Below are 22,250 nucleotides of genomic sequence, written 5' to 3' on the forward strand. Positions count from 1 at the left end.
GGTGCTAGGTGCTAGGTGCTAGGTGCTAGGTGCTAGGCAAGCTAACCTAAAACCCGGATCATCGCCGTCAACGCCTTTCCTAGCTCCTAGAAGGGCGAAGCCCGCCCTCGTACCTGCTCTTCCCAGTACCTGCTCTTCCTAATCTCTTCCTAGCTCCTAGCAGGGCGAAGCCCGCCCTAGTACCTGCTTTTCCTAAGCTTTTCCTAGCTCCTAGCAGGGCGAAGCCCGCCCTAGTGCCTGCCCTTCCTAGGCTCTTCCTAGGCTTTTAATCAATGTAATGGTATTGCACCCGTGCGGTGGTGCTGCACAACAGCTCGTAGGCGATGGTGTCGGCGCACTCGGCGATCTCCTCCACCGGCAGTCCCTGGCCCCACAGCACCGCATCGTCACCCACCTGGACCGGAGCCTGCCCCACCTCCACGGTGATCATGTCCATCGACACCCGGCCCACCAGCGGATAGCGCTGGCCGTTGATCAGCACCGGGGTACCGGACACTGCGTGGCGCGGGTAGCCGTCGCCATAGCCCATGGCCACCACCGCGATACGGGTGTCCTTGTCGGTACGCCAGGTGTTGCCATAGCCCACCGGCTCACCCGCTGCCAGGGCCCTTACCGCCAGTACCTTGGAGCGCATGGTCATCACCGGCTGCAGATCAAAGTCAGCAGCACGGCCGCCTACCATGGGGTTGGCACCGTACAGTGCCAATCCTGGCCGCACCCACTGCTGGTGTGCCCCGGACTGGGTCAGGGTGCCGGCGGAGTTGCATAGGGTACGTTCACCGGGCAGGCCTGCGGTCAAAGACTCGAAGCGGTCGGTTTGACGCTGGGTCTCTGGGTTGTCCTGCTCGTCAGCCGAGGCGAAATGGGTCATCAGGTTGATCGGCTGCGCGACTTGGGCCGCCTCGCAAAGACGACCATAGAGCCGCTGGAAATCTGCCGGCATCACCCCCAATCGGTGCATGCCGCTGTCCACCTTCAGCCAGATGGTGATGGGCTGGGACAGCTTGGCCTGCTCAATCAGCCGCACCTGCTGCTCGTCGTGCACCACCACATCCAGCTTGTGCTGGGCCGCTTGCTCCAGGTCGGCCTCGCTGAACACCCCCTCCATCAGCACCAGGCGGGCGCGGTTACCGCTCTCGCGTAGCGCCAGCGCCTCCTCGATGCGGGCTAAGCCAAAGCCGTCGACCTGATCCATCCAGCTGGCCAGCTTGACCAGACCGTGGCCGTAGGCGTTGGCCTTGACCACCGCCATCAGCTTGCTGTTGGGCGCCATGGCGCGCAACCGGGCAATATTGTGGTGCAGGGCACTGCGGCGGATCTCCGCCACCGGGGAAAAGCGCATGAATTACTCGTCGTACTCGAAGGTGTTACCGGCGTAGTTATCAAAGCGGGAGAAGCGCCCCTGGAAGGTCAGCGGCACCTTACCAATGGGGCCGTTACGCTGCTTACCGATGATGATCTCCGCCAAGCCCTTCTCGGCGGTATCCGGATGGTAAACCTCGTCGCGGTAGATAAACATGATCAAGTCGGCATCCTGCTCAATGGAGCCGGATTCACGTAGGTCCGAGTTCACCGGACGCTTATCGGCCCGCTGCTCCAACGAGCGGTTTAGCTGCGACAGGGCTACCACCGGGCACTCCAGCTCCTTAGCCAGGGCCTTAAGCGAGCGGGAGATCTCGGCGATCTCCAGGGTCCGGTTGTCAGACAGTGCCGGTACCTGCATCAACTGCAGGTAGTCCACCATGATCATCGAGATGCCACCGTGTTCCCGCGCCACCCGGCGAGCCCGGGAGCGCACCTCGGTGGGGGTTAGGCCGGAGCCGTCATCGATGTACATCTTGCCCTGCTCCATCATCTGCCCCATGGTGGAGGAGACCCGGGCCCAATCGTCATCGTCCAGCTCACCGGTCCGGATCTTGGTCTGATCGACCCGGCCCAGGGAGGCCAGCATACGCATCATGATCTGCTCGGAGGGCATCTCCAAGGAAAAGATCAGCACTGGCTTGTCTTCGTTCATCGCCGCGTATTCACACAGGTTCATGGCGAAGGTGGTCTTACCCATGGAGGGACGGGCCGCGACGATCACCAGATCCGAAGGCTGCAGGCCGGCGGTCATCTTGTCGAGATCCGAGTATCCACTGGAGACACCGGTGACACCGCCACTGTTGGGGTTGTTGAACAGCTGCTCGATGCGATCCACGGTTTTGGTCAGCACCGACTTGAGGTCCTCAGGACCCTCGTTGGCGTTGGTGCGGGACTCGGCGATCTTGAACACCTTGGTCTCGGCAAGATCCAGCAGCGCCGAAGAGTCGCGCCCTTCCGGGTTGAAGCCGGCGTCGGCGATCTCGTTGGCCACCTTGATCATCTCACGGGTCACCGCCCGCTCACGAACGATGCCGGCGTAGGCGGTCAGGTTGGCCACACTGGGGGTGTTACGGGCGATATCGGACAGGTAGGGGATGCCACCGACGGCATCGAGCTCACCGGCCTTGTCCAGCTCTTCGGACACGGTCACCAGATCCAGCGGATGGCCCTGTTCCAACAGGTTCGTCATCGCCTCAAAGATGTGCTGGTGGCTGCGGCTGTAGAAGTCTTCCTTCACCACCTTTTCCGCCACCTGGTCGAACAGGTCGCTGTTGAGCATCAGGCCACCCAGCACCGACTGCTCTGCCTCCAGCGAGTGCGGCGGCACCTTCAGCTGGTCTACCGACGCGGTGGCATTGTCCGATTTGTTGCGAGCCCGTGTTTCCGCCATGTTAATTCCGATACACTGTCGTGAAAAAGTCCGGCGCGTTATCACGCACCGGAGAAAACCATAATCATCGAAGGAACGAAGATGCCAATCAAGACATGCCGTAGCGCCCTTCTCTTGTTGCTGAGTCTCAGCAGCACCGCCGCGCTGGCCGATGAAGGCCAATGGTTACCCAACCAGATGCCGCAATTAAAAAGCGAACTGAAGCGGGTTGGGATTGAGGTTCCGGCTAAGCAACTGGCGGATTTGACCGCCGCCCCGATGAACGCGGTGGTGGGATTGGGCTATTGTACCGCTTCCTTTGTCTCCCCCAAAGGGCTGGTGCTCACCAATCATCACTGTGCCTACGGCGCAATCCAATATAACAGCCGTTCCGGCCGTGACTACATGACCGATGGTTTCCTGGCCAGACGCCTGCAGGACGAGCTTTCCGCCGGCCCGCAGGAACGACTCTACATCACCGAGGCCCTCACTGACGTCAGTGAGCAGGTGAAGGCGGGCACCGCCGAACTCGATGATGGCTACCAGCGCCACCAGTTGCTGGAGCAAAACCAGAAGGCGCTGATCAAGGCCTGTGAAGCGGATCCCAACTACCGCTGCAGCGTGCGCAGCTACCACGGCGGGCTGGAGTACTACCTGCTTAAGCAGCTGATCATCCGTGATGTCCGCCTGGTCTATGCCCCGCCGGAGAGTGTCGGCGCCTTCGGTGGTGACATCGACAACTTTGAATACCCCCGCCACAGTGGCGACTTCACCTTCCTGCGGGCCTATGTGGCGCCGGATGGCAGCCCCGCCGCCTACAGCGAAGATAATGTGCCCTACCAACCGGCGGGCTACCTACCCATCGCCCGTAACGGCGTGCGTGCCGGTGACGGCATCCTGGTAGCGGGCTACCCGGGTCGCACCAGCCGCCACCAGTTGCAGATGGAGATGGCCTTTGCCGCCGACTGGCTCTATCCAACCCAGGCCGGCCGCTACCAGGCGCGCATCGACGCCATCGAATCACAAACCGACGATGCCGTGCGTATCGCTTACGCCGCGACCCGAACCGGTTACGCCAACCGGATGAAGAAGCTGCATGGCCTGCTCGATGGCTTCCGCAAGACCGACATCGAGGGAATCAAACGCCTGCGCGAAGCGGCGCTGGATGAATACCTGGCGGCCCAGGGTCAGCATGCCCTGCTGGCCAGCCTGCAGGCCAAACTGGTGGAGCAGCAGCGTCAGTACCAGCAAACCTTCTACCTCAATAATGCCCAGTCCGGTGCCCTGCTGAGTGTGGCCAACCAGCTCTATCGCTGGGCCAAGGAGCAGGAGAAGCCGGACGCCGAGCGCGAGCCCGGCTTCCAGGAGCGCGACCGCAAGCTGTTCCAGGCCCGCATGGCACGACTCGACCAGCGCTTTATGCCCAGCATGGACCGCCAGCTGTGGCAGATGGACATCGACGCCTACCTGGCCCAGTCCCAACGGGACGAGGTGCTGGACGGTCAACTGGCCCGGCTCAACCTGGACAACGTCTACCGTAAAACCGAGCTGGGCAGTCAGGCTCAGCGCCTGGCCTGGATGGACCGCCCCGCCGCCGATTTTGAAACCAGCAAGGATCCGTTGCTGGCGATGGCGGTGGCACTCTACCCCGGCAACGAGCAGCGCCGTAAGGCCAGCAAGACCCTGCAAGGGGAGCTGACCGCGCTGCGCCCGGCGCTGATGGCCGCAATGCTGGAGTGGTACGCCGAGCAGGGCCGTCCCATCTACCCGGACGCCAACGGCACCCTGCGGATCAGCTACGGCACCGTCGATGGCTACCAGGCCGCCGATGCCCTCTACAAGCAGCCCTTTACCCGGGTCGAAGGGATCCTGGAGAAGCACACCGGGCAGGCGCCCTTCAATGCCCCGCCGGAGGTGTTGCAGGCGATCCGCGGTCAATCCTATGGCGAGCTGGCCCAGCACAACCTCAACCCCAAACGAGCCTGGTATTGCTGGGTTTGGCCCTGCGCCCAGGCCAAGGGGCCCACCTTTGACTCGGTGCCGGTCAACTTCCTCTCCAGCGCCGATACCACCGGCGGCAACTCCGGCTCACCGGTGCTCAATGGCGAGGGCCAGCTGGTAGGGCTGAACTTCGACTCCACCTACGAGTCGATCACCAAGGACTGGTACTTCAACCCGCGCATCACCCGGGCGATCCACGTCGACATCCGCTTCGTGTTGTGGATGCTCAGCGAAGTGGACAACGCCGAAGAGCTGTTGAATGAGCTGACGTTAAAGTAGTCAGTGAAACTGCGAACACAGCAACAAAAAGGGGCCCTAAAGGGCCCCTTTTCTACATCTGTAAAACTTACAGCTGAGATTGCAGGTAGTTCTGCAGGCCCAGGCGCTTGATCAGGCCCAGCTGCTGCTCCAGCCAGTAGGTGTGGTCCTGCTCGGTGTCGTCCAGCAGCTCCACCAGCAGATCCCGGGTGACGAAGTCCTTCACCTCTTCACACAGGGTGATGGTGCGACGCAGGGCCGCGCCCACTTCGTACTCCAGGTTCAGATCGTTGGTCAGCATCGACTCCACATCGGTGCCGATCTGCAGACCGGTGCGGGTCTTCATATCTGGCTTGCCTTCCAGGAACAGGATCCGCTTGATCAGCGCAGCGGCATGGCCCTTCTCGTCGTCAAACTCGTGAGCGATACGCTCCTGCAGCTTGGTCAGGCCCCAATCTTCGTACATCTCGGAGTGGATAAAGTATTGATCCATCGCCGCCAGCTCACAGGCCAGCAGCTCGTTCAGCGCAGTAATAACTTGTTGATTTCCTTGCATGTCATGCTCCTTAATTTGGTGTTATGCAGGCCGCTTACAGCTGCGCCTGTAGGTAATTTTCGCTGCCCAGTTGCTCCAGCAACTGCAGCTGGGTGTCCAGCCAATCCAGCTGTTCCTCTTCCTGTTCCAGCTGGCCATTGATCAGGGCACGGGAGACGTAGTCTTCTGCCCGCTCACTGATGGCCGCAGCCTCGCGCATGACGTCGATCTGTTCCTGCTGGAAAGCGCGATCGCACACCAGCAGCTCTTCCGGGGTCTCGGCGATCTTGAGATGACCAAGCTTCTGCAGGTTCGGCAATCCCTCGAGGAACAGGATCCGCTCGATCAGCGCGTCGGCGTACTTCATCTCGCGGATCGACTTCTTGTACTCGGCGTCATTGAGCTTGGACAGGCCCCAGTTCTTGGCCATGCGGGCGTGGAGAAAGTACTGGTTAATGGCGGTAAGTTGATGGGTCAGCACAGCATTGAGGCTGGCGATCACCTGGGGGTTCCCTTGCATTAGGCGCTCCTGGATTGCGTGATTGGCGTCACAATACCCTGAGTTACGTGAAAGCGACAGTCCTGGATCGTTATATTTGCTTTAAAATCAGCAGATTATAAACAAGTCTGCGTTACATTTTCATTTGCATCACGGTTTCAGGCAGCGTCATGCTAAGGGGGGAATTGGTCCTATCGTCTGCCAATTTCTGGCCCTATCGCTTTTCTCTCAATCCGTTAGGTTAGGGATACAGTCATCGCAAGGAGCGCCTATGGCCATGCCCGAGACCCTGGAGTCCACCCCACCCCGCCGCTGGCCTGTTGCCTCAGAGCACAGCCTGTGGGCCCGCACCATGCTGGCGTTTCTGGCCACCGCTGGGCTGTTCTACGTCAACATCATGCCCGCCCTGGTGGATGGCCTGATGACCGGGCTTAGCTTCTCACAACGGGATGCTGGACTGGTGGGCTCACTCAATGTCTACGGCGCTGCCGCCGGGGCACTGGCGGCGGTGTGGCTGGTCAAGCGCCTGGCTTGGCGGCCACTGAGCTACGGCCTGTTGCTGGCACTGCTGGTGCTGGATCTGGGTTCCATGCTGCTGCAAAGCTCGCTGCCGTTGATGGCACTGCGCTTCTTGCATGGTGTAGTGGGTGGCTTGCTGGTGGGGGTCGGCTTTGCCGTGATTGCCCGCACCCACGAACCGGATAAGACCTTCGGCGTGCTGCTGCTGGTGCAATTCGGCTTAGGCGGCCTGGGGGTGATGTACCTGCCCCGACTGGTGCCGGTCTATGGCACCCCGGTACTGTTCGCGGCGCTGGTTGCCTTTACCCTGGTGACCCTAATGATGGTGCCCTTTCTGGCAGCCTATGACACCCGCTCCTCCGATTCCGCCAAGACCGACACGCCGGCCACCATCGCCAAGGGCCCGCTGCTACTGACCCTGCTGGCCCTGTTCCTGTTCCAGGGCGCCAACATGGGGCTCTATGCCTACATCATTCCCTTGGCGGATGCGGCCTTGCTGGAGAGCGAGTTCACCTCCCGCACCCTGGGCCAGGCCGCCTGGATAGGCATCCTCGGTTCCGGCCTGGTGGTGGCGATGTCGACCCGCTTTGGCCGGGCCTGGCCACTGGGGCTGGCGATCACCACCACCGCAATCGCCACCTGGGCGCTGAACTACAGCGACCAGGCCAGTATCTTCTGGCTGGCCAATCTGATGGTCGGCATCACTTGGGCCTTCACCATCCCCTATCTGCTGGGGATGGCCTCCGCCTTCGATCAACACGGCCAGATGGCGGCACTGGGTGGCTTTGCCTCCAAGATGGGACTGGCCTCCGGCCCCATGGCCGCAGCCCTGCTGGTGGGGGATGGCAACTACCCGCTGCTGATTGGCTGGGCCGTTATCGCCCTGGTGCTGTGCCTGGTGGCGGCGGTGCTCCCCGCTCGCCAACTGGACCAAGCCTAGCGCCGGTTTGGCCCCACTTCGGGCCGCCAACTGGTACTGGTTCCGATCTGGTTGCCGCTCTAGGTTGGACAGCGTGAGTCTCCCAAGCACATCGACGCAGGCCGGACAGGGACGTCCGGGTATCACGAACTCAAGGGAACGAGGGGCCTCACTGATCCCTAACCAATTGGAGAACGTGATGAAAGCGACGATCCCCCTGACCCTAGTGCTGGCCACCATCGGCTGCAGCAGTCAGGCCGCCACCCTGTTTAACGAAGACTTCGAAGACAACAACGCCAACGGCTGGACCCTGGTGGGTAATGCCCAGACCAGCGGCACCCAGTCCATCGGCAACTACTCACTGCGGTTAAAGCGCACTGCGTCTGGCACCACCTCGGTGGATACCAGCGGCCATTCCGATGTCACCATCACCATGCATCTGGCCGCCACCGGCCTGGAAGGCGGTGACACCTGCTACGCCGAATACTCCACCGACGGCGGCAGCAACTGGGTCACCCTGGTGCAGCTGATGGACGGCCAGGACAACGCCACCTTCTACAGCGGCAGTGCCACCCCCAGCGATGCTGAAGACAACGCCGATCTGCGCTTGCGCTTTCGCAGCACCGGTAACCTGCTGGGCGACTACTGCTGGGGCGACAACGTCAGTGTCACCGGCACCGCCGGCGGCATCACGCCTGCGCCAGAGCTGGCATTCAGCGGCAGCACCAACCTGGGCAGTGTCGACCTGGGCAGCAGCAATCAAACGACCCTGACTTTGAACAATGCGGGCAACGCAGATCTGGTCATCGGCCAACTCAGCGGCCTCAATGCGCCCTACAGCCTGGCCAGTGATGGTTGCTCCAACCAGACCCTGACCGCCGGCGCCAACTGTCAGCTCAGTGCCCAGTTCAGCCCCAATGCAGTGGGTTATCAGAGTGACGACCTCACCATCCCCTCCAACGATGCCAACAGCCCGCTCAACGTGACACTGGCGGGCACCGGGGTTGAGCCTGGCTCGGTGGTGGACGATTTCGATCCGCTCTCCGGCAGTGGTGCCGTGTCCCGTAGCCTGTTGAGCTACGCCACGCTCACCTCCGGCTCGGCCGCGCTGGTCAACACCAGTGCCCACGCCCTGCCCAGCGCAGCCGCTCATCCCAGCAACACCTTTGAAGGACGCCTCGAGCTCTTTGGTGAGGCCACCAGCGGTGGCTTCGATGAGCTTAAGGACAGCTTCCGCTACACCGGTAACAGCGACACCACCCGTAAACATCTGCCGGAGTTTGATTTCGAATTCGTCCAGACCGGCAGCCATCTGGTACCCGCCCAGCGGGGTAACATCGCCAGTAGCCACCCGGAGTGGGAGTACATTCTGGAAGCGGGCCGTGTTTGGGATGAGAACGGCGACAACGGCTACAGCCGGGCGGTATTGCCCTTCAGCCTGCACCAGAAAAACGCCAACTGTCAGCACAACGGCTTGATGAGCTTCCTGTTCAAGGACGATGGCAGCGTCTCTGATGTGCACTACCAGATCGCCTCGGAAACCTGCCTCTACTTCCAGTTTGACATGTGGGGTCAGCTCAGCGCCAGCTACACGCCAGGTGCAGTGACCAACGCCGATGCCTTGAAGGCAGACCATCAGGCGCAAGAGCTCAGCCAGATGCCCACCAAGCCGATCAGCGAACTGGCGGTGGACTACCCCGGTACCGACTACACCCAGTTCGGTTCCAGCTCGGAGACCGATCCCAACTACATGACCCTGTATGGCTTTGTCATCGATGGCGTTAACTACGTCGGCGGCTGCAACACCCGCCAGGGCCCGCATCCCGATTGCGATCGCATTACCGTGCCCTCCTATTCCACCGCTAAGACGGTGTTCGCCGGAGCCGGTTTGATGCGCATGGAGACCCTCTACCCCGGCATCAAAGACGAGGTGATCGCCGACTACGTCAGCGATTGTGACAGCAATGGCAATTGGGATGATGTGCGCTTCGAGGACAACCTCGACATGGGTACCGGCAACTACAACCTCAGCGGCTACATGAGCGATGAAGGCGCCAGCCACACCAACGACCTGTTCCTGCCAGAGGATCACGCCTCCAAGATCAGCTACAGCTGCACCGAGTACAGCCGCAAGGCCCAGCCGGGCACCCGCTGGGTCTACCACACCTCGGATACCTATATCCTCGGCACTGCCATGGACGCCTACCTCAAGCAGCAACAGGGCAGCAGTGCTGACCTGTTCGACGACGTCATTGTCCAGGATCTGTACGCGCCGCTGGGGCTCTCTTCCGCCGCCAAGGTCAGCCGCCGCACCTACGATGCCAAGGCCCAGCCCTTTGCCGGCTGGGGCCTGACCTTCCTGCGGGACGATGTGGCCAAGTTGGCGAACTTCCTCAATGCCGACGACGGCAAGATCAATGGCCAGGCGATGTTCGACAGCGCTCTGTTTGAGGCGGCGATGCAGCGGGACAGCAGCGACCGCGGCCTGGCGCCGTTGACGGACTACTACTACAACAACGGCTTCTGGGCCCATGAGGTGAAGTCCCTGGTGAGCTGCAGTAACGACACCTGGGTGCCCTTTATGTCCGGTTACGGCGGCATCACCGTGCTGCTGTTGCCCAATGGCACCAGCTACTACTACTTCAGCGACAACGATACCTACCTGTGGGCCTCGGCCGCAGCGGAGTCCAATAGCCTACGCGCCTTCTGTCAGTAACCTTGAGGCGATAAAAAAGGGGGCCAATCGGCCCCCTTTCTTCACCGCGGTGAGCCGTCTTGTTACTGCCGCCCACTCACACCAAAAAATCGCAGTTCTCCCACCGTATCCGTGGTTTTGGCCCACACTGACTGTCTCGATACTGCCAAGGAGACGCCACGATGCGTTTGCTCCTAGCCCTGCTTTTTATCCTGCTTTGCCCACTGGCACAGGCCACCTCACTGGAGGCGGCGACTAAAACCGCCCACGATTACATCGCCGCCTACAATGCAGCGGAGCTGGCCGACAAACGTGCCCTGCTCAGCGACAGCTTCAGCCCGGACGGACGCTTTGTCTCCAGCGGTCAGGACCTGGATTTTGCCGGGGTGCTGGCGATGACCGAGCAGTTTCATCAGGGCTACCGGATGGAGATAGAGGGGCCGGTGCGTGCTCACAACGGCTACGTCAGCTTCCGCTGGCGCTACCAGCGTCTCGATGGCAGCGAGAGCTGGTCCGGCATCGACTTCTGCGAGTTGGATGAACAAGGCCGCTTTCGTACCGTGGTGGTGTTCTTCGACGACGAATAACGCCCCCAAAGTTTGGGGGCGCTGATTCGGGGTGATAATTGGGGGCGTTGAGCTGAGCTTTTGACTGGCAGGTTGAATCGCGTCAGTGGCGCTAACCGGCGCTCACCGCTGCGAAGATCGCCTCCAGCTTGTCGGCGCCTTCCGCCAGGGTGTCCTGGGGGATGGTCAACGGTGCCAGGATGCGGATCACGTTGGCCCGCACCCCGCAAGCCAGCAACACCAGTCCATGGGCCTGGGCCTGACCGATGATCGCCTTGGTCAGCGCCGGGTTGGGCTTGTCCGCATCGCCCTGCTCCACCAGTTCCATCGCCACCATGGCACCCTGCACCCGGATCTCCCCCACCCACTGCGGGTAGATGCTCTTGAGCCGTTCCAGTCGGCCAGTCAGGTACTCACCGATGGCCAGCGCCTTGTGGCACAGCTGTTCCTGCTCAATCACCTCCAGCACCGCGTTCGCCGCAACACAGCCCAGCGGCGAGCCGGCGTAGGTACCGCCAAGCCCACCGGGATTGGCGGCATCCATGATCTCCGCCTTGCCGGTCACCGCCGCCAGCGGGAAGCCCCCCGCCAACCCCTTAGCAAGAGTGATCATGTCCGGCTCGATGCCACTGAACTCAGTGGCAAACAGCTTGCCGGTGCGGGCAAAGCCGGTCTGGATCTCATCGCAGATCAGCACAATGCCGTGCTGATCGCAAAGCCGACGCAGGGCCTGCATAAAGCTCGGCGGCGCTATATAGAAACCGCCCTCCCCCTGGATCGGCTCGATAATGATCGCCGCCACCCGGCTCGGCTCGATATCGCAGTGGAACAGCGACTCCAGCGCCGCCAGACACTCAGCCTCGCTGCGGCCATGGAACGCCACCGGGTAGGGGGCGTGGTAGATCTCACCGGGGAAGGGGCCAAAGCCGGCCTTGTAGGGGGCAATCTTGCCAGTCAGCCCCATGGTCAGGTTGGTACGGCCATGAAAGCCCCCCTGGAAGGCAATCACCCCGGGTCGACCGGTGTGGGCCCGGGCGATCTTCACCGCGTTCTCCACCGCCTCAGCCCCGGTGGTGAGGAAAATAGACTTCTTCTGGCTCTCCCCCGGGGTCAGGGCATTGAGCCGCTCCGCCAGGGTCACCATGGATTCGTAGGGGGTCACCATGGCGCAGGTGTGGCTGAACTGCTCCAGCTGCGCCGAGACCGCCGCCTTAACCTTGGGGTGCAGATGGCCAGTATTGGTCACCGCGATACCGGCGGCAAAATCCACGTAGCGGTTGCCCTCCACATCCCAGATCTCGGCGTTGTCCGCCTTGGCCACGTACAGCGGATAGAGGTTACCCATACCCTGGGCCATGGCCTGTTGCTTGCGGGCCTGAAGTTGTTGGTTTTCCATGTTCGATGTCCTTTCAGTGGGAAGCGCTACTTATCCATACCGCCGAGGCAGAGGTACTTGATGTCGAGGTAATCATCCAGGCCGTACTTGGAGCCCTCACGACCATGACCGGAGGCCTTCACCCCACCAAAGGGCGCAGCGGCGTTGGACAGGATCCCTTCATTGATCCCCACCATGCCGTACTCCAGCGCCTCGCTGAGGCGGAACACCTGGCCGATATCCCGGCTGTAGAGATAGGCCGCCAGGCCATATTCGCTGTCGTTGGCCAGGGCGATCGCCTCTGCCTCTCCCTCGAATGGGATCAGCGCCGCCACCGGGCCGAAGATCTCCTCCTGGGCAATGGGCATGGCGTTGCCCACCTCGGTCAGCACCCGCGGCGCGCAGAAGTGCCCTGCCAGCGAGCTGGGTAGCGGCAAGCTGGCGCGCAGCTGCGCCCCCTGGGCCAGGGAATCGGCCACCAGCTGCTCCACCTTGGCCACCGCCTTGGCGGTGATCAACGGCCCGACTTGAACCCCCTCCTGGGTGCCATCACCGAGAGTGAGCTGCTCCAGCGCCGCCACCAGCTTGTCGGTGAAGGCCTGATAGACCGGACGCTCCACCAGCACCCGGTTGGTGCAGACGCAGGTCTGGCCGGCATTGCGGAACTTGGAGGCCATCAGGCCGGCCACGGCGGCATCCAGATCCGCATCAGCCATGACAATAAAGGGCGCGTTGCCCCCCAGCTCCATCGAGGTGCGTTTAATGCCTTCGGCACACTGGGCCAGCAGCCGACGGCCGACGCCGGTAGAACCGGTAAAGGAGAACTTGCGGATCTTGGGATGGCCGGTGAGCACCTCACCGATCGCCTGTGAGTCAGTACCCACCACCACGTTGAACAGGCCATCGGGCAGACCAACCCGCTGGGCCAGCTCCGCTACGGCCAGGGCCGACAACGGGGTTTCCGAAGCAGGTTTGGCGACAAAGGCACAGCCCGCCGCCAGGGCTGGGGCAGCCTTGCGCACCATCATGGCATTGGGGAAGTTCCAGGGGGTGATGGAGCCCACCACGCCCACCGGTTGCTTCACCACCAGCAGGCGCTTATCAGCAGAGGGAGCCGGAATGGTATCGCCGTACACCCGCACCGCCTCCTCGGCAAACCACTTCACGTAGCTGGCACCATAGGCGATCTCGCCTCTGGCTTCCGCCAGCGGCTTGCCCTGTTCCAGGGTGAGCATCCCGGCCAGGTCCTCCTGGGCCGCCAACATCGCATCGTGCCAGGCCATCAGCAGCCGGGCCCGCTCAGCTGCGGGTTTCGCCGCCCAGGCCTTCTGCGCCCGGTAAGCCGCCTCCACCGCTTGTTCGGTCTCAGCACGACCGGCCTGGGCCAGCTCGGCCAGGGCCTCGCCATTGGCCGGGTTGGTGACGGTAAAGGTCTGCGGCGCCTGGTGCCACTGGCCATCGATAAACGATCCGGTGCGGATCAGTGCTCTGTCCTGGATCCCTTGCATCCTCTGCTCCTTGTGAGAAAACCACGGTGAGATTCAATTTGTGCCAGGGATCAGGATCCGGTAAAGATAAAACTTTAAACAGAATGTTTGAAAGGAATCTAACTTATGTACCGGGCGCCCTCCCTGCCCAAGCCGGTGGGGGATTACGAGATCAAGCTGCTGCGGATCTTTCTCACCGTGGTGGAGTGCGGCGGCCTCGCGGCGGCCGAGTCGACCCTCAACCTGACCCGCTCCACCATCAGCATCCACATCAAGAACCTGGAGCAGCGTCTGGGACTGGTGCTGTGCGTACGCGGACGTCGCGGCTTTCGCCTGACCGAACAGGGAGAGAAGACCTACCAGGCGGCGCTGGAGCTGATGCGCGCATTGGACCAGTTCAGCCACCAGGTCGGCGACATGGACCCCACCCTGCGCGGCGATCTTATCCTCCATTGCAGCGATGAACTGGCCCTGGCATCGCCGCTGAAGCTGCCGGACACCATCGCCCAGCTGGCGAAACAGCAACCCCAGCTGCAGCTGGTGCTGCAGACCGCCACCATCCCTGAGATCGAACAGGCGGTGCTGTCGGAGCAGGCCCACGTTGGGGTGCTGCCCCACTACCGCAACATCGATGGCCTGGTGTACTACCCGCTGTTCAGCGAAACCATGTACCTGGCCTGCGGCCGTCGCCACCCACTGTTTACCCGCACCGACAGCGAGATAGAGGACAGCGAGGTGCTGGCCTGCGGCACCGTCCACCCCGGGGTCGAGCTCAACGAGGCGGGCCGTAAGATCCTGCGCAAGATGCACCTGACCGCCCGGGCCTACCACTACGAGACCCGGGCGGCGCTGGTGCTGGCCGGCACCCACCTGGGCTTCTTCCCGAAAAGCTACCTGGAGCCCTACCTGGCCCAGGGCCAGTTGCGTCTGCTTCAGCCGGAGCGCTTTTGCTACCCGGTTCAGCATGCACTGGTGTGCAAGGCCGGTGCCCGGGAGCGGCAGAAGGCGGCCCTGCTCAAGGGGATGATTCTTGAACAAACGTCATAAAAATGAGCGATTTGCCGAAGTGAATTTTTCTCGATAGTGTAACAATTGTGCAAATAACAATCACAACGGTGCACTATGCAGAATCACCTGTTCCAGCTGGACAACGAAGGTGGCCTTAGCCTGCAGCAGCAGCTGAAGCAAAAACTGATCAACGCCATCGCCGACGGCTTTTATCCCGCCGGCACCCGCATGCCCTCCTCCCGTAAGCTGGCCGATCAGCTCGGCGTGGCCCGTAACACCGTGGTCCACACCTTCGCCGCCCTGGTGGACGAAGGCTACCTGGAGAGCCGCGAACGCAGTGGTTATTACGTCTGTGAGGCACCCCAGCCGGTGCGCCTGGCCAGCCAGGCCCAAGCCCAGGCACCGCAGCGGGACTGGCAGCCCTACCTGAAGCGGCGCCTGCCCGCCACGCCGGCACGCAGCTACCCGGACAACTGGCACAAGTACCCCTACCCCTTTATCGATGGCCAGTTCGACCCCTCGCTGTTCCCCACCCAGCCCTGGCGAGAATGCTCCCGCCTCAGCCTCAGCGTCGATGCCATCCACGAGTGGGCCAGTGATGGTGCCAACCGGGATGATCCGCTGCTGGTGGAGGAGATCCGCACCAAGGTACTGCCGCGACGGGGGATCCAGGCGGAGCCGGAGGAGATCCTCATTACCCTGGGCTCGCAACAGGCGCTTTACCTGCTGATGCAGCTGTTTGCCGATGAAAGCAGCCTGATCGCCATGGAGGAGCCCGGTTTTCCCGGCATGCGCCAGCTGGTGCAGCTGCAGGGCAGCCGTCTGGCCCTGGTGGATGTGGATCCCAAGGGGATCGAGGTGGACAGCCTGCCCGCCGGGGTCGATCTGCTCTACGTCACCCCCAGCCACCAGGTGCCCACTGCAGTCACCCTCTCAATGGGCCGGCGCGAGGCGCTGCTGGCCCGGGCCGAGGCCGAGGATTTCCTGATTTTCGAGGACGACTACGAGAGCGAAAGCAACTTTGTCGGCCAGCCCCACCCGGCACTGAAAAGCCTGGATAAGCACGACCGGGTGCTCTACTTCTCCAGCTTCTCCAAGGTACTGGCACCGGGGCTGCGGCTCGGTTACCTGGTAGGGCCCGCGCCGCTGATCGCCCAGGCCCGGGCGCTGCGCAGCCAGATCCTGCGCCACCCGCCCAGCAACAACCAACGCACCATGGGGCTGTTCCTGTCGCTGGGCCACTACGACACCATGATGCGCAAGATCAACCAGCAGCTGGCCGAGCGCTGGCAGGAGCTGCGCGAAGCACTCAACCACTACCTGCCCACCGCCATCGTCACCTCCCGCACCGTCGGTGGCAGCAGCTGCTGGATCCAGGGTCCCAGTGAACTAGGCAGCCAGGAGCTGGCCAACGAGGCGGCCAAGCGGGGGATCCTGCTGGAGCCGGTACAACGCTTCTTCGGCGATCCCCGCACCCCGCAAAATGCTCTGCGCCTGGGGGTGTCTTCCATTCCCACCGAGCAGATCCGACCCGGCATCGCCGCCCTGGCGGAGCTGTACTGGTCGCTGTCCGAGGCACCCCGGCCCCAGTGGCAGGAGGCCCAGGGCGAACGGCTCGATGCCGCCAGCCTGCCCAAGCAGCTGGGCAACTGCGAGTTCATCGGCCGCACCGTGTTTGGCGATCCCTACCGCATCCGGCTCTACCCCGACGGCACCATGGAGGGCTGGGAGGGACGCCGGGATGAGCGCAGCGACCAGGGCCAATGGTGGATCGAGGGCGACCGCTGGTTCCGTCAGTGGCACAACTGGTCCTACGGTGAGGTGGCCGGCTACCAGATCGTGCTGGAGCACAACCGCATCCTCTGGTTCCGCGACGGCACTTTGGTGGATTCCGCCTTCTTCAGTCGGTTGAGCTAACCCCTCTGGTCCAGACACTGGCTGCCAACTGGTACTACTGGCAGCCAGATGGCTGGCTTAGGTTGAAGCCAATCCCCAACCGACGAACGAGTGCGCCTATGACCACTTTCACCGTTGCCGGGTTGCAGTTGGCCCTGGGCAACCACCGCGATAACTTCGCCCAGATCCGCCAGCAGGTGGTGCTGGCCAAAGCCCGCTTCCCCCACCTGGACATGGTGTTGCTGCCGGAGCTCTGCACCTTTGGCAGCGCCCCGCGCTTTGCCCAGCCGATGCCCGGCGATGCCGAGCTGCGCTACTGCGAGCTGGCGCTGGAGCTGGGGATCTGGCTGATCCCCGGCTCGTTGTACGAGCGCGACGGCGACAACATCTACAACACCAGCCCCATCATCAGCCCCGACGGCGAGGTGGTGCAGCGCTACCGCAAGATCTACCCCTTCCTGCCTTACGAGACCGGGGTCAGCAGCGGCCGTGAGCTGGTGACCTTTGATGTACCCGGGATAGCCCGCTTTGGCATCGCCATCTGCTACGACATGTGGTTCCCCGAGGTGGTGCGCAGCCTGGCCTGGCTGGGCGCAGAGGTGATCCTGCACCCGACCCTGACCAACACCATCGACCGCAATGCCGAGCTGGCGCTGACCCGGGCCAACGCCACCATGAACCAGGTCTACATGCTGGACATCAACGCCGCCGGCGATCTCGGGGTGGGTCAGTCCATTGTCGCTGGCCCCGGTGGCGAAGTGATCCACCAGTCGGGCCAACACCAGGAGCTGATCCCGGTGGAACTGGATCTGGACTACCTGCGTCGTACCCGGGAGCAGGGCTGGAATGGGCTGGGGCAACCGCTCAAGAGCTTCCGCGACCACCCCCTGGCCTATCCGCCCTACCAGCCCGGGGCCCGCTCCGACGCACTGGACCAACTGGGCCCATTAACCAAGCCAAACCCCAGAAACTGGACCCAATCCTGAGGCCAGGCTGGCACTTACCCAGCCAGTCGTTCGCAGGCTAGGTTGGCTACAGAACAAAATTAGAGGGAATCAACATGGCAGTTAAGGACAACCGTAAGGCAGTATTTACCCGCTCTCCCCTGGCCCTGGCCATCGGCAGCGCGCTGATCTGCGCCAATGCGTTACCCACCAAGGCGGTAGCCGAAGAGGCCGAGGGCCAGATGGAGGTGATCGAGGTCACCGCCACCCGCCGGGTGCAATCGATCCACGAGATCCCCTACAACATCTCCGCCGTCAGCGGCGAGGAGCTGGAGTCCAAACAGATCGTCGACTCCGTTGACCTGCTGCGTAACGTCGCCGGTATTACCGTTATCGACCGCGGCTACCGCAACTCCGGCACCACCAACAGCATCATGATCCGCGGCATGAACGTCGACTCCGCCACCCAGGGTGACGTGGCCCTATCGGCCGTTCCCACTGTCGCCACCTACATCGACGACACCCCCCTGTACGCCAACTTTGTGCTCAAAGACATCGCCCAGGTGGAAGTACTGCGTGGCCCCCAGGGCACCCTGTACGGCTCCGGCTCGCTGGCCGGTACCGTACGCTACCTGATGAACAAGCCGGTACTGGGGGAGTTTTCCGGCCAGGCCAGCGTCAACTTTGGCCAGACCGATGGCTCCGAGGGCTTCAACCTTAACTACGATGGCCTGGTGAACGTGCCGATCGGTGAGATGCTGGCGTTCCGCGCCAACGTCGGCAAGATCGACAACGACGGCATCATCGATTACCCCAATGTCTATGTCTTGAATGGCAATGGGGCCCCCACCGCCGCCGGCGGCGACCTGGCCAACGGCGGCCCGGAGTTCCGCTACGTCGAGGACGCCGATACCGTCGACATCACCTACGGCCGCGCCTCGCTGCTGTTTGATACCGGCGGCCGCTTCAATGCCCAGCTGAGCTACCAATGGCAGGACGACGACATCGGCGCCCGTCGCCAGGTCACCAAAGGCAACAACTGGGTCGACGGCACCGAGCAGCCCTACGGTGATTACCAGAACGGCGCCATCCTGCTGGAACCGGCAGAGCGGGAGGTCGAACTGGCGGCACTGGAGCTGGAACTGGATATGGGCTTTGCCACCCTGAGCTCCTCCAGCTCCGTCTACTCCCACAAAGGCTCCTCAATCAGCGACAACACCGGTTTCTATGCCAAGAACTTCTGGTTCACCGGCCTCTACGCCGGTACCCCACGGCCCATGGCCCAGGCCAATCGTGGCTACGAGGATGAGGCCTTTGTCCAGGAGCTGCGCCTGGTCTCCAACCCGGATGATGGCTGGTTGGATTGGGTGGCCGGTGCCTACTACATGGATCAGGACCTCAAGGCCTCCCAGGACAGCTTGATGCCGGGCTGGGCCGAGTGGATGGTGGCCTCGGATCAGGCCGATCTCTGGACCAGCTGGGGTGCTAACATCCAGGACCAGGATTTCTACTACCGCCGTAACCAAAACTTCAAGGATCTGGCCCTGTTTGGCGAGCTGACCTTCCACATCAGCGACCGCTTGCGCGCCACCGTCGGTGCCCGCTGGTTCGACAACGAGTTCACCAACGACACCGTAATGTCCTTCCCGGTCTGGCCGGGCTTTGAAAGCACCCCGAACTTCAAGACCGAAGACGACGACGTGCTGTTCAAGGGCAACCTCTCCTACGACCTGACCGACCGCCACATGGTGTACGGTACCGTCTCCGAAGGCTACCGCCGTGGCGGCGCCAACGCCGTACCGCTGGAGGGCTTCCTGGCGGAAGATCCGGCCTACCAGCAGTACGACTCCGACTCGGTGGTCAACTACGAGTTGGGGGTCAAGGGTGCGGTGGCCAACCACAGCTACACCCTGTCCGCCTTCTACATGGACTGGAGTGATCCGCAGCTCAACATCGCCACCTACAACTGGGGCTTCTTCGCCGCGGTCAACGGCGAAAGCGCCCGAACCCAGGGCCTGGAGCTGGAGCTGCGTGGCTACCTGACCGACGCCATCTCCTACAACTTTGGCTACGCCTTTGTCGATGCCGAGCTGACCGACGACTTTATCGTGCTGCCGGGCACCGATGTGGCCTACGTCTACGCCGAAAAGGGCGCCCGACTGCCGGGTCAGGCCGAGCATGCGCTCAACCTGGGGCTGGATTACACCCACGAGTTCGACAGCGGGCTTTACTGGGTCACCAGCCTCAACGGCTACTACCAGTCTGAGACCGAGAACTCCCTGAGCCAGAGCGAGAAGTTCAACCGCACCCTAGACGGCTTCTCGCTGTGGAACCTGCAGACGCAGCTCAGTGGCGACGCCTGGGACGTCACCCTCTACGTCAAGAACCTGTTCAACGAAGAGGGGGTCACCGGTGCCCTGCTGGAGCCCCATATGGGCACTCAGCCTGAGGTGGAGCGCTACTTGGGCAACAGCTCCAAGGACTACATCAGTCTGCCCCGTACCATCGGCGCGGCGCTGACCTGGCGTTTTTAAACGAGGCATTATGCCGGGCGCTGCCCGGCTTTTTTCTTTACAGTGGAGAGGCTGACACCAAAGGATGGAGCGGTATGACGGCGACGCTATCGGATAAGGCGCTGTACCAGGCGACCCGGCAACATTGGCAACAGGGAAGGAAGGCAGAGGCGATCACCCTCTGTCGCCAACTTAACCAGCAGGCCCCGGGCTTTGCCCCCGGCTGGCTGCTGGCCAGCGAGATCGCCCTGACCCGACGCCAGGCGTCAAACGCCCTGGCCCTGGCAGAACGGGCGCTGAAGCTGGCCCCCTCCACCGAGGCCGAGCTGCAGCAGGTTCGCTGCCTGCGCGCCCTTAATCGCTACCAAGCTGCGCGCCAGCAACTGGCCCAGCAGGGCATGCTGACCGATCTAAACCTGGGCAGCGAGCGGGCCTGGCTGTTCTCCGAGCTTGGCTGCCCCAACGCCGCCGCTAAGCAGTATCGCTACCTGCTGCAACATCATCCCGACGCCGCTCACCTGCATTTCAACCTGGCTACCGTACTGCGCCACTTAGGCCAGCTGGAGGAGGCGGAACAGGCGCTGGACCGCACCATCGCGCTGCAACCGGAAGACGACGACGCCTGGCAGCTGCGCTCCAGCCTGCGCAAACAAAAGCCAGACCGACATCACCTGACCGAGCTGACCGAGGCGATCAGCCAGCGCCAACGGCCCTGCCCCGCCCTGCACTTTGCCAAGGCCAAGGAGCTGGAAGATCTGGAGCGCTACGACGAAGCCTTTACCAGCCTGCAGACCGGTGCCGGTCAGCGCCGGGCCGAGATCCAGTACCAGGTGGAGCAGGATCTCGCCATCATTCAGGCGATCCGCCAGCTGCCGACTCCGGCGCTGAAAACGGATTTCAACGCCCACTCTGAAGAACCTGGGCCCATCTTTGTGCTGGGCCTGCCCCGCACCGGCAGCACCCTGGTGGAGCGGATGCTGGGCAGTCACCCGGAGTGTTACGCCGCCGGCGAGCTCAACGACTTTGCCCAGTGCCTGAGTCGACTGACCCTGGCCCAGGCTCAACAACAAGGCGTTCGCGTCAGCAATCAGCTCGAGTTGGTGCACCAGAGCGCCAGCATCGACATGGCTCAGCTGGGACAGCACTACCTGGCCTCACTGCCGCCGGAAGCGCAGCAGGCCCGTTGTTTTACTGACAAGATGCCGCTGAATTTTCTCTACATCGGCTGGCTGCTGCAGGCCCTGCCCAACGCCCGCATCGTCCATATCCAGCGCCACCCCATGGCCACCTGTTACGCCATCTACAAGCAGTGGTTTGACCGTGCCTACCCCTTCTCCTACGACCAACAGGAGCTGGCCCAGTACTACCATGGCTACCGCCAGTTGATGGCCCATTGGCAGCAGCACTATGGCGAACGCATCCACAGCGTCCAATATGAGACCCTGCTGGAGGCGCCGGAAGCGACCTGTCGGGCACTGCTCAGTCACTGCGGCCTGGATTGGGACCCGGCGGTACTGGCGTTCCACCGCCAAACCCAGGCCAGCACCACCGCCAGTGCCAGCCAGGTGCGTCAGCCGCTCTATCAAAGCTCTAAGGCGCAGTGGCAGCACTACCGCCAGCAGCTGGCCCCACTGGCCAAGCGACTGACGGAAATGGGATACCTGTAGCCTCACATCCCATCCACCAGCGGGGGAATTGAGGTAAACTCAGGCCATTGTTCCAGACCGAGAGTTTCCATGAGCCACCCTGCCCTGATCGTGTTCGCCTGCTTTGCCAGCGTGCTGCTGCTCTACATCGCCCACATCGCCCGCAAGCACCGACAAAAGCTCAAGCAAGACAGCGAAGCGCTACAGGCTCAGCTGGATAAACAGGTGCAATCGCTGCAAGCGGAGGGGGTGACCCTGGACGCCGAGGCGTTGGAGGGGCGCAGCCTCAAGAACCAGTTGTGGCAGAGCCTGCAGCAGGCCCACCAGGCCGGTTTCGACAGCAACCCGCGCAAAGGGGCCGCCGGTGGCCGCCTCACCGCGTTGCAGCAGGCCGATTGCGATGCGCTCATGGCCACTCTCACCGAGCTAGCTCCCCGCTGCCCCGAAACCGAGCAGCGCTGGCAGTTGTACCGGGCCCTGCTGGGCCAGGCGGCGCAACTGGGCGGCTTTGCTTACTGGGACCTGCGCGGCAGCGAGAAACAGGCTCGCAAGGGCCGGGAAGGATTGGAAGCCCAGCGCCGAGCCATGGCGGAACGCTTAGCCGCGCTTACCGAGTAAACCGACTCAACAGAAAAAGCCGCAAGGGCTAATCCTT

Annotated in this window: 16 protein-coding genes; 10 read left to right on the forward strand and 6 right to left on the reverse strand. The window is 62.6% G+C overall.

The genetic code is table 11. The annotated features are described in order from the left end of the window. Window positions 1-265 precede the first annotated feature (265 nt). Together alr and dnaB are read right to left on the reverse strand one after the other, a co-directional pair. Window positions 266-1,342 (reverse strand): alanine racemase, encoded by a 1,077-nt coding sequence (alr, locus tag BUC04_RS13205; protein ID WP_067664118.1) that lies wholly within the window; start codon window positions 1,340-1,342, stop codon window positions 266-268. A 3-nt stretch (window positions 1,343-1,345) separates the two neighbouring features. Then, window positions 1,346-2,755: a replicative DNA helicase gene (gene dnaB / locus BUC04_RS13210; RefSeq protein ID WP_067664115.1), complete on the reverse strand. Its 1,410-nt coding sequence runs from the start codon at window positions 2,753-2,755 to the stop codon at window positions 1,346-1,348. Window positions 2,756-2,836: 81 nt separating this feature from the next. Between dnaB and BUC04_RS13215 the strand changes: the two genes are divergently transcribed. After that, window positions 2,837-5,014: a S46 family peptidase gene (locus BUC04_RS13215; RefSeq protein ID WP_067664112.1), complete on the forward strand. Its 2,178-nt coding sequence runs from the start codon at window positions 2,837-2,839 to the stop codon at window positions 5,012-5,014. Between the two features lie 67 nt (window positions 5,015-5,081). On the opposite strand, the gene bfr (BUC04_RS13220) is transcribed toward BUC04_RS13215, so the two are convergent. Both bfr (BUC04_RS13220) and bfr (BUC04_RS13225) read right to left on the reverse strand, forming a co-directional pair. Next, window positions 5,082-5,549, reverse strand: coding sequence for a bacterioferritin (bfr, locus tag BUC04_RS13220; protein ID WP_067664109.1), 468 nt, complete (start codon window positions 5,547-5,549; stop codon window positions 5,082-5,084). A 34-nt stretch (window positions 5,550-5,583) separates the two neighbouring features. Next, the gene (gene bfr / locus BUC04_RS13225) at window positions 5,584-6,048 is read right to left on the reverse strand and encodes a bacterioferritin (protein WP_067664106.1); all 465 of its coding nucleotides are present in this window, start codon (window positions 6,046-6,048) and stop codon (window positions 5,584-5,586) included. A 250-nt stretch (window positions 6,049-6,298) separates the two neighbouring features. Between bfr (BUC04_RS13225) and BUC04_RS13230 the strand changes: the two genes are divergently transcribed. From BUC04_RS13230 to BUC04_RS13240, 3 genes are all read left to right on the forward strand, one after another. Next, window positions 6,299-7,486, forward strand: a complete 1,188-nt coding sequence (locus tag BUC04_RS13230; protein WP_143165717.1) for an MFS transporter — start codon at window positions 6,299-6,301, stop codon at window positions 7,484-7,486. Window positions 7,487-7,664: 178 nt separating this feature from the next. After that, window positions 7,665-10,181: a choice-of-anchor D domain-containing protein gene (locus BUC04_RS13235; RefSeq protein ID WP_067664103.1), complete on the forward strand. Its 2,517-nt coding sequence runs from the start codon at window positions 7,665-7,667 to the stop codon at window positions 10,179-10,181. Window positions 10,182-10,342: 161 nt separating this feature from the next. Then, a complete protein-coding gene (locus BUC04_RS13240; protein WP_067664100.1) occupies window positions 10,343-10,747 on the forward strand; it encodes a hypothetical protein in 405 nt (134 codons plus the stop codon). Window positions 10,748-10,838: 91 nt separating this feature from the next. Here BUC04_RS13240 and gabT read toward each other — a convergent pair whose 3' ends face one another. Both gabT and BUC04_RS13250 read right to left on the reverse strand, forming a co-directional pair. Then, window positions 10,839-12,122 (reverse strand): 4-aminobutyrate--2-oxoglutarate transaminase, encoded by a 1,284-nt coding sequence (gabT, locus tag BUC04_RS13245; RefSeq protein WP_067664097.1) that lies wholly within the window; start codon window positions 12,120-12,122, stop codon window positions 10,839-10,841. A 26-nt stretch (window positions 12,123-12,148) separates the two neighbouring features. Further along, the gene (locus tag BUC04_RS13250; protein ID WP_067664095.1) at window positions 12,149-13,609 is read right to left on the reverse strand and encodes an NAD-dependent succinate-semialdehyde dehydrogenase; all 1,461 of its coding nucleotides are present in this window, start codon (window positions 13,607-13,609) and stop codon (window positions 12,149-12,151) included. Window positions 13,610-13,714: 105 nt separating this feature from the next. On the opposite strand from BUC04_RS13250, the gene BUC04_RS13255 reads away from it, so the two are divergent. The 6 genes from BUC04_RS13255 (at window position 13,715) to BUC04_RS13280 (ending at window position 22,213) form a co-directional block, all read left to right on the forward strand. After that, entirely contained in the window at window positions 13,715-14,635 is a 921-nt protein-coding gene (locus tag BUC04_RS13255) for a LysR family transcriptional regulator (protein WP_067664093.1), read from the forward strand. Between the two features lie 75 nt (window positions 14,636-14,710). After that, a complete protein-coding gene (gene pdxR, locus BUC04_RS13260) occupies window positions 14,711-16,513 on the forward strand; it encodes a MocR-like pyridoxine biosynthesis transcription factor PdxR (protein ID WP_073325922.1) in 1,803 nt (600 codons plus the stop codon). Between the two features lie 98 nt (window positions 16,514-16,611). Then, window positions 16,612-17,478 (forward strand): carbon-nitrogen hydrolase family protein, encoded by an 867-nt coding sequence (locus BUC04_RS13265; protein ID WP_067664091.1) that lies wholly within the window; start codon window positions 16,612-16,614, stop codon window positions 17,476-17,478. A gap of 74 nt (window positions 17,479-17,552) precedes the next feature. Next, entirely contained in the window at window positions 17,553-19,970 is a 2,418-nt protein-coding gene (locus BUC04_RS13270) for a TonB-dependent receptor (protein ID WP_067664089.1), read from the forward strand. 74 nt (window positions 19,971-20,044) lie between these two features. Continuing rightward, window positions 20,045-21,616, forward strand: coding sequence for a tetratricopeptide repeat-containing sulfotransferase family protein (locus tag BUC04_RS13275; RefSeq protein WP_067664086.1), 1,572 nt, complete (start codon window positions 20,045-20,047; stop codon window positions 21,614-21,616). 69 nt (window positions 21,617-21,685) lie between these two features. Next, window positions 21,686-22,213 (forward strand): hypothetical protein, encoded by a 528-nt coding sequence (locus BUC04_RS13280; protein WP_067664083.1) that lies wholly within the window; start codon window positions 21,686-21,688, stop codon window positions 22,211-22,213. Window positions 22,214-22,250: the final 37 nt, after the last annotated feature.

This window comes from Ferrimonas marina (genome assembly GCF_900129905.1).
Taxonomy (GTDB): Bacteria; Pseudomonadota; Gammaproteobacteria; order Enterobacterales; family Shewanellaceae; genus Ferrimonas; species Ferrimonas marina.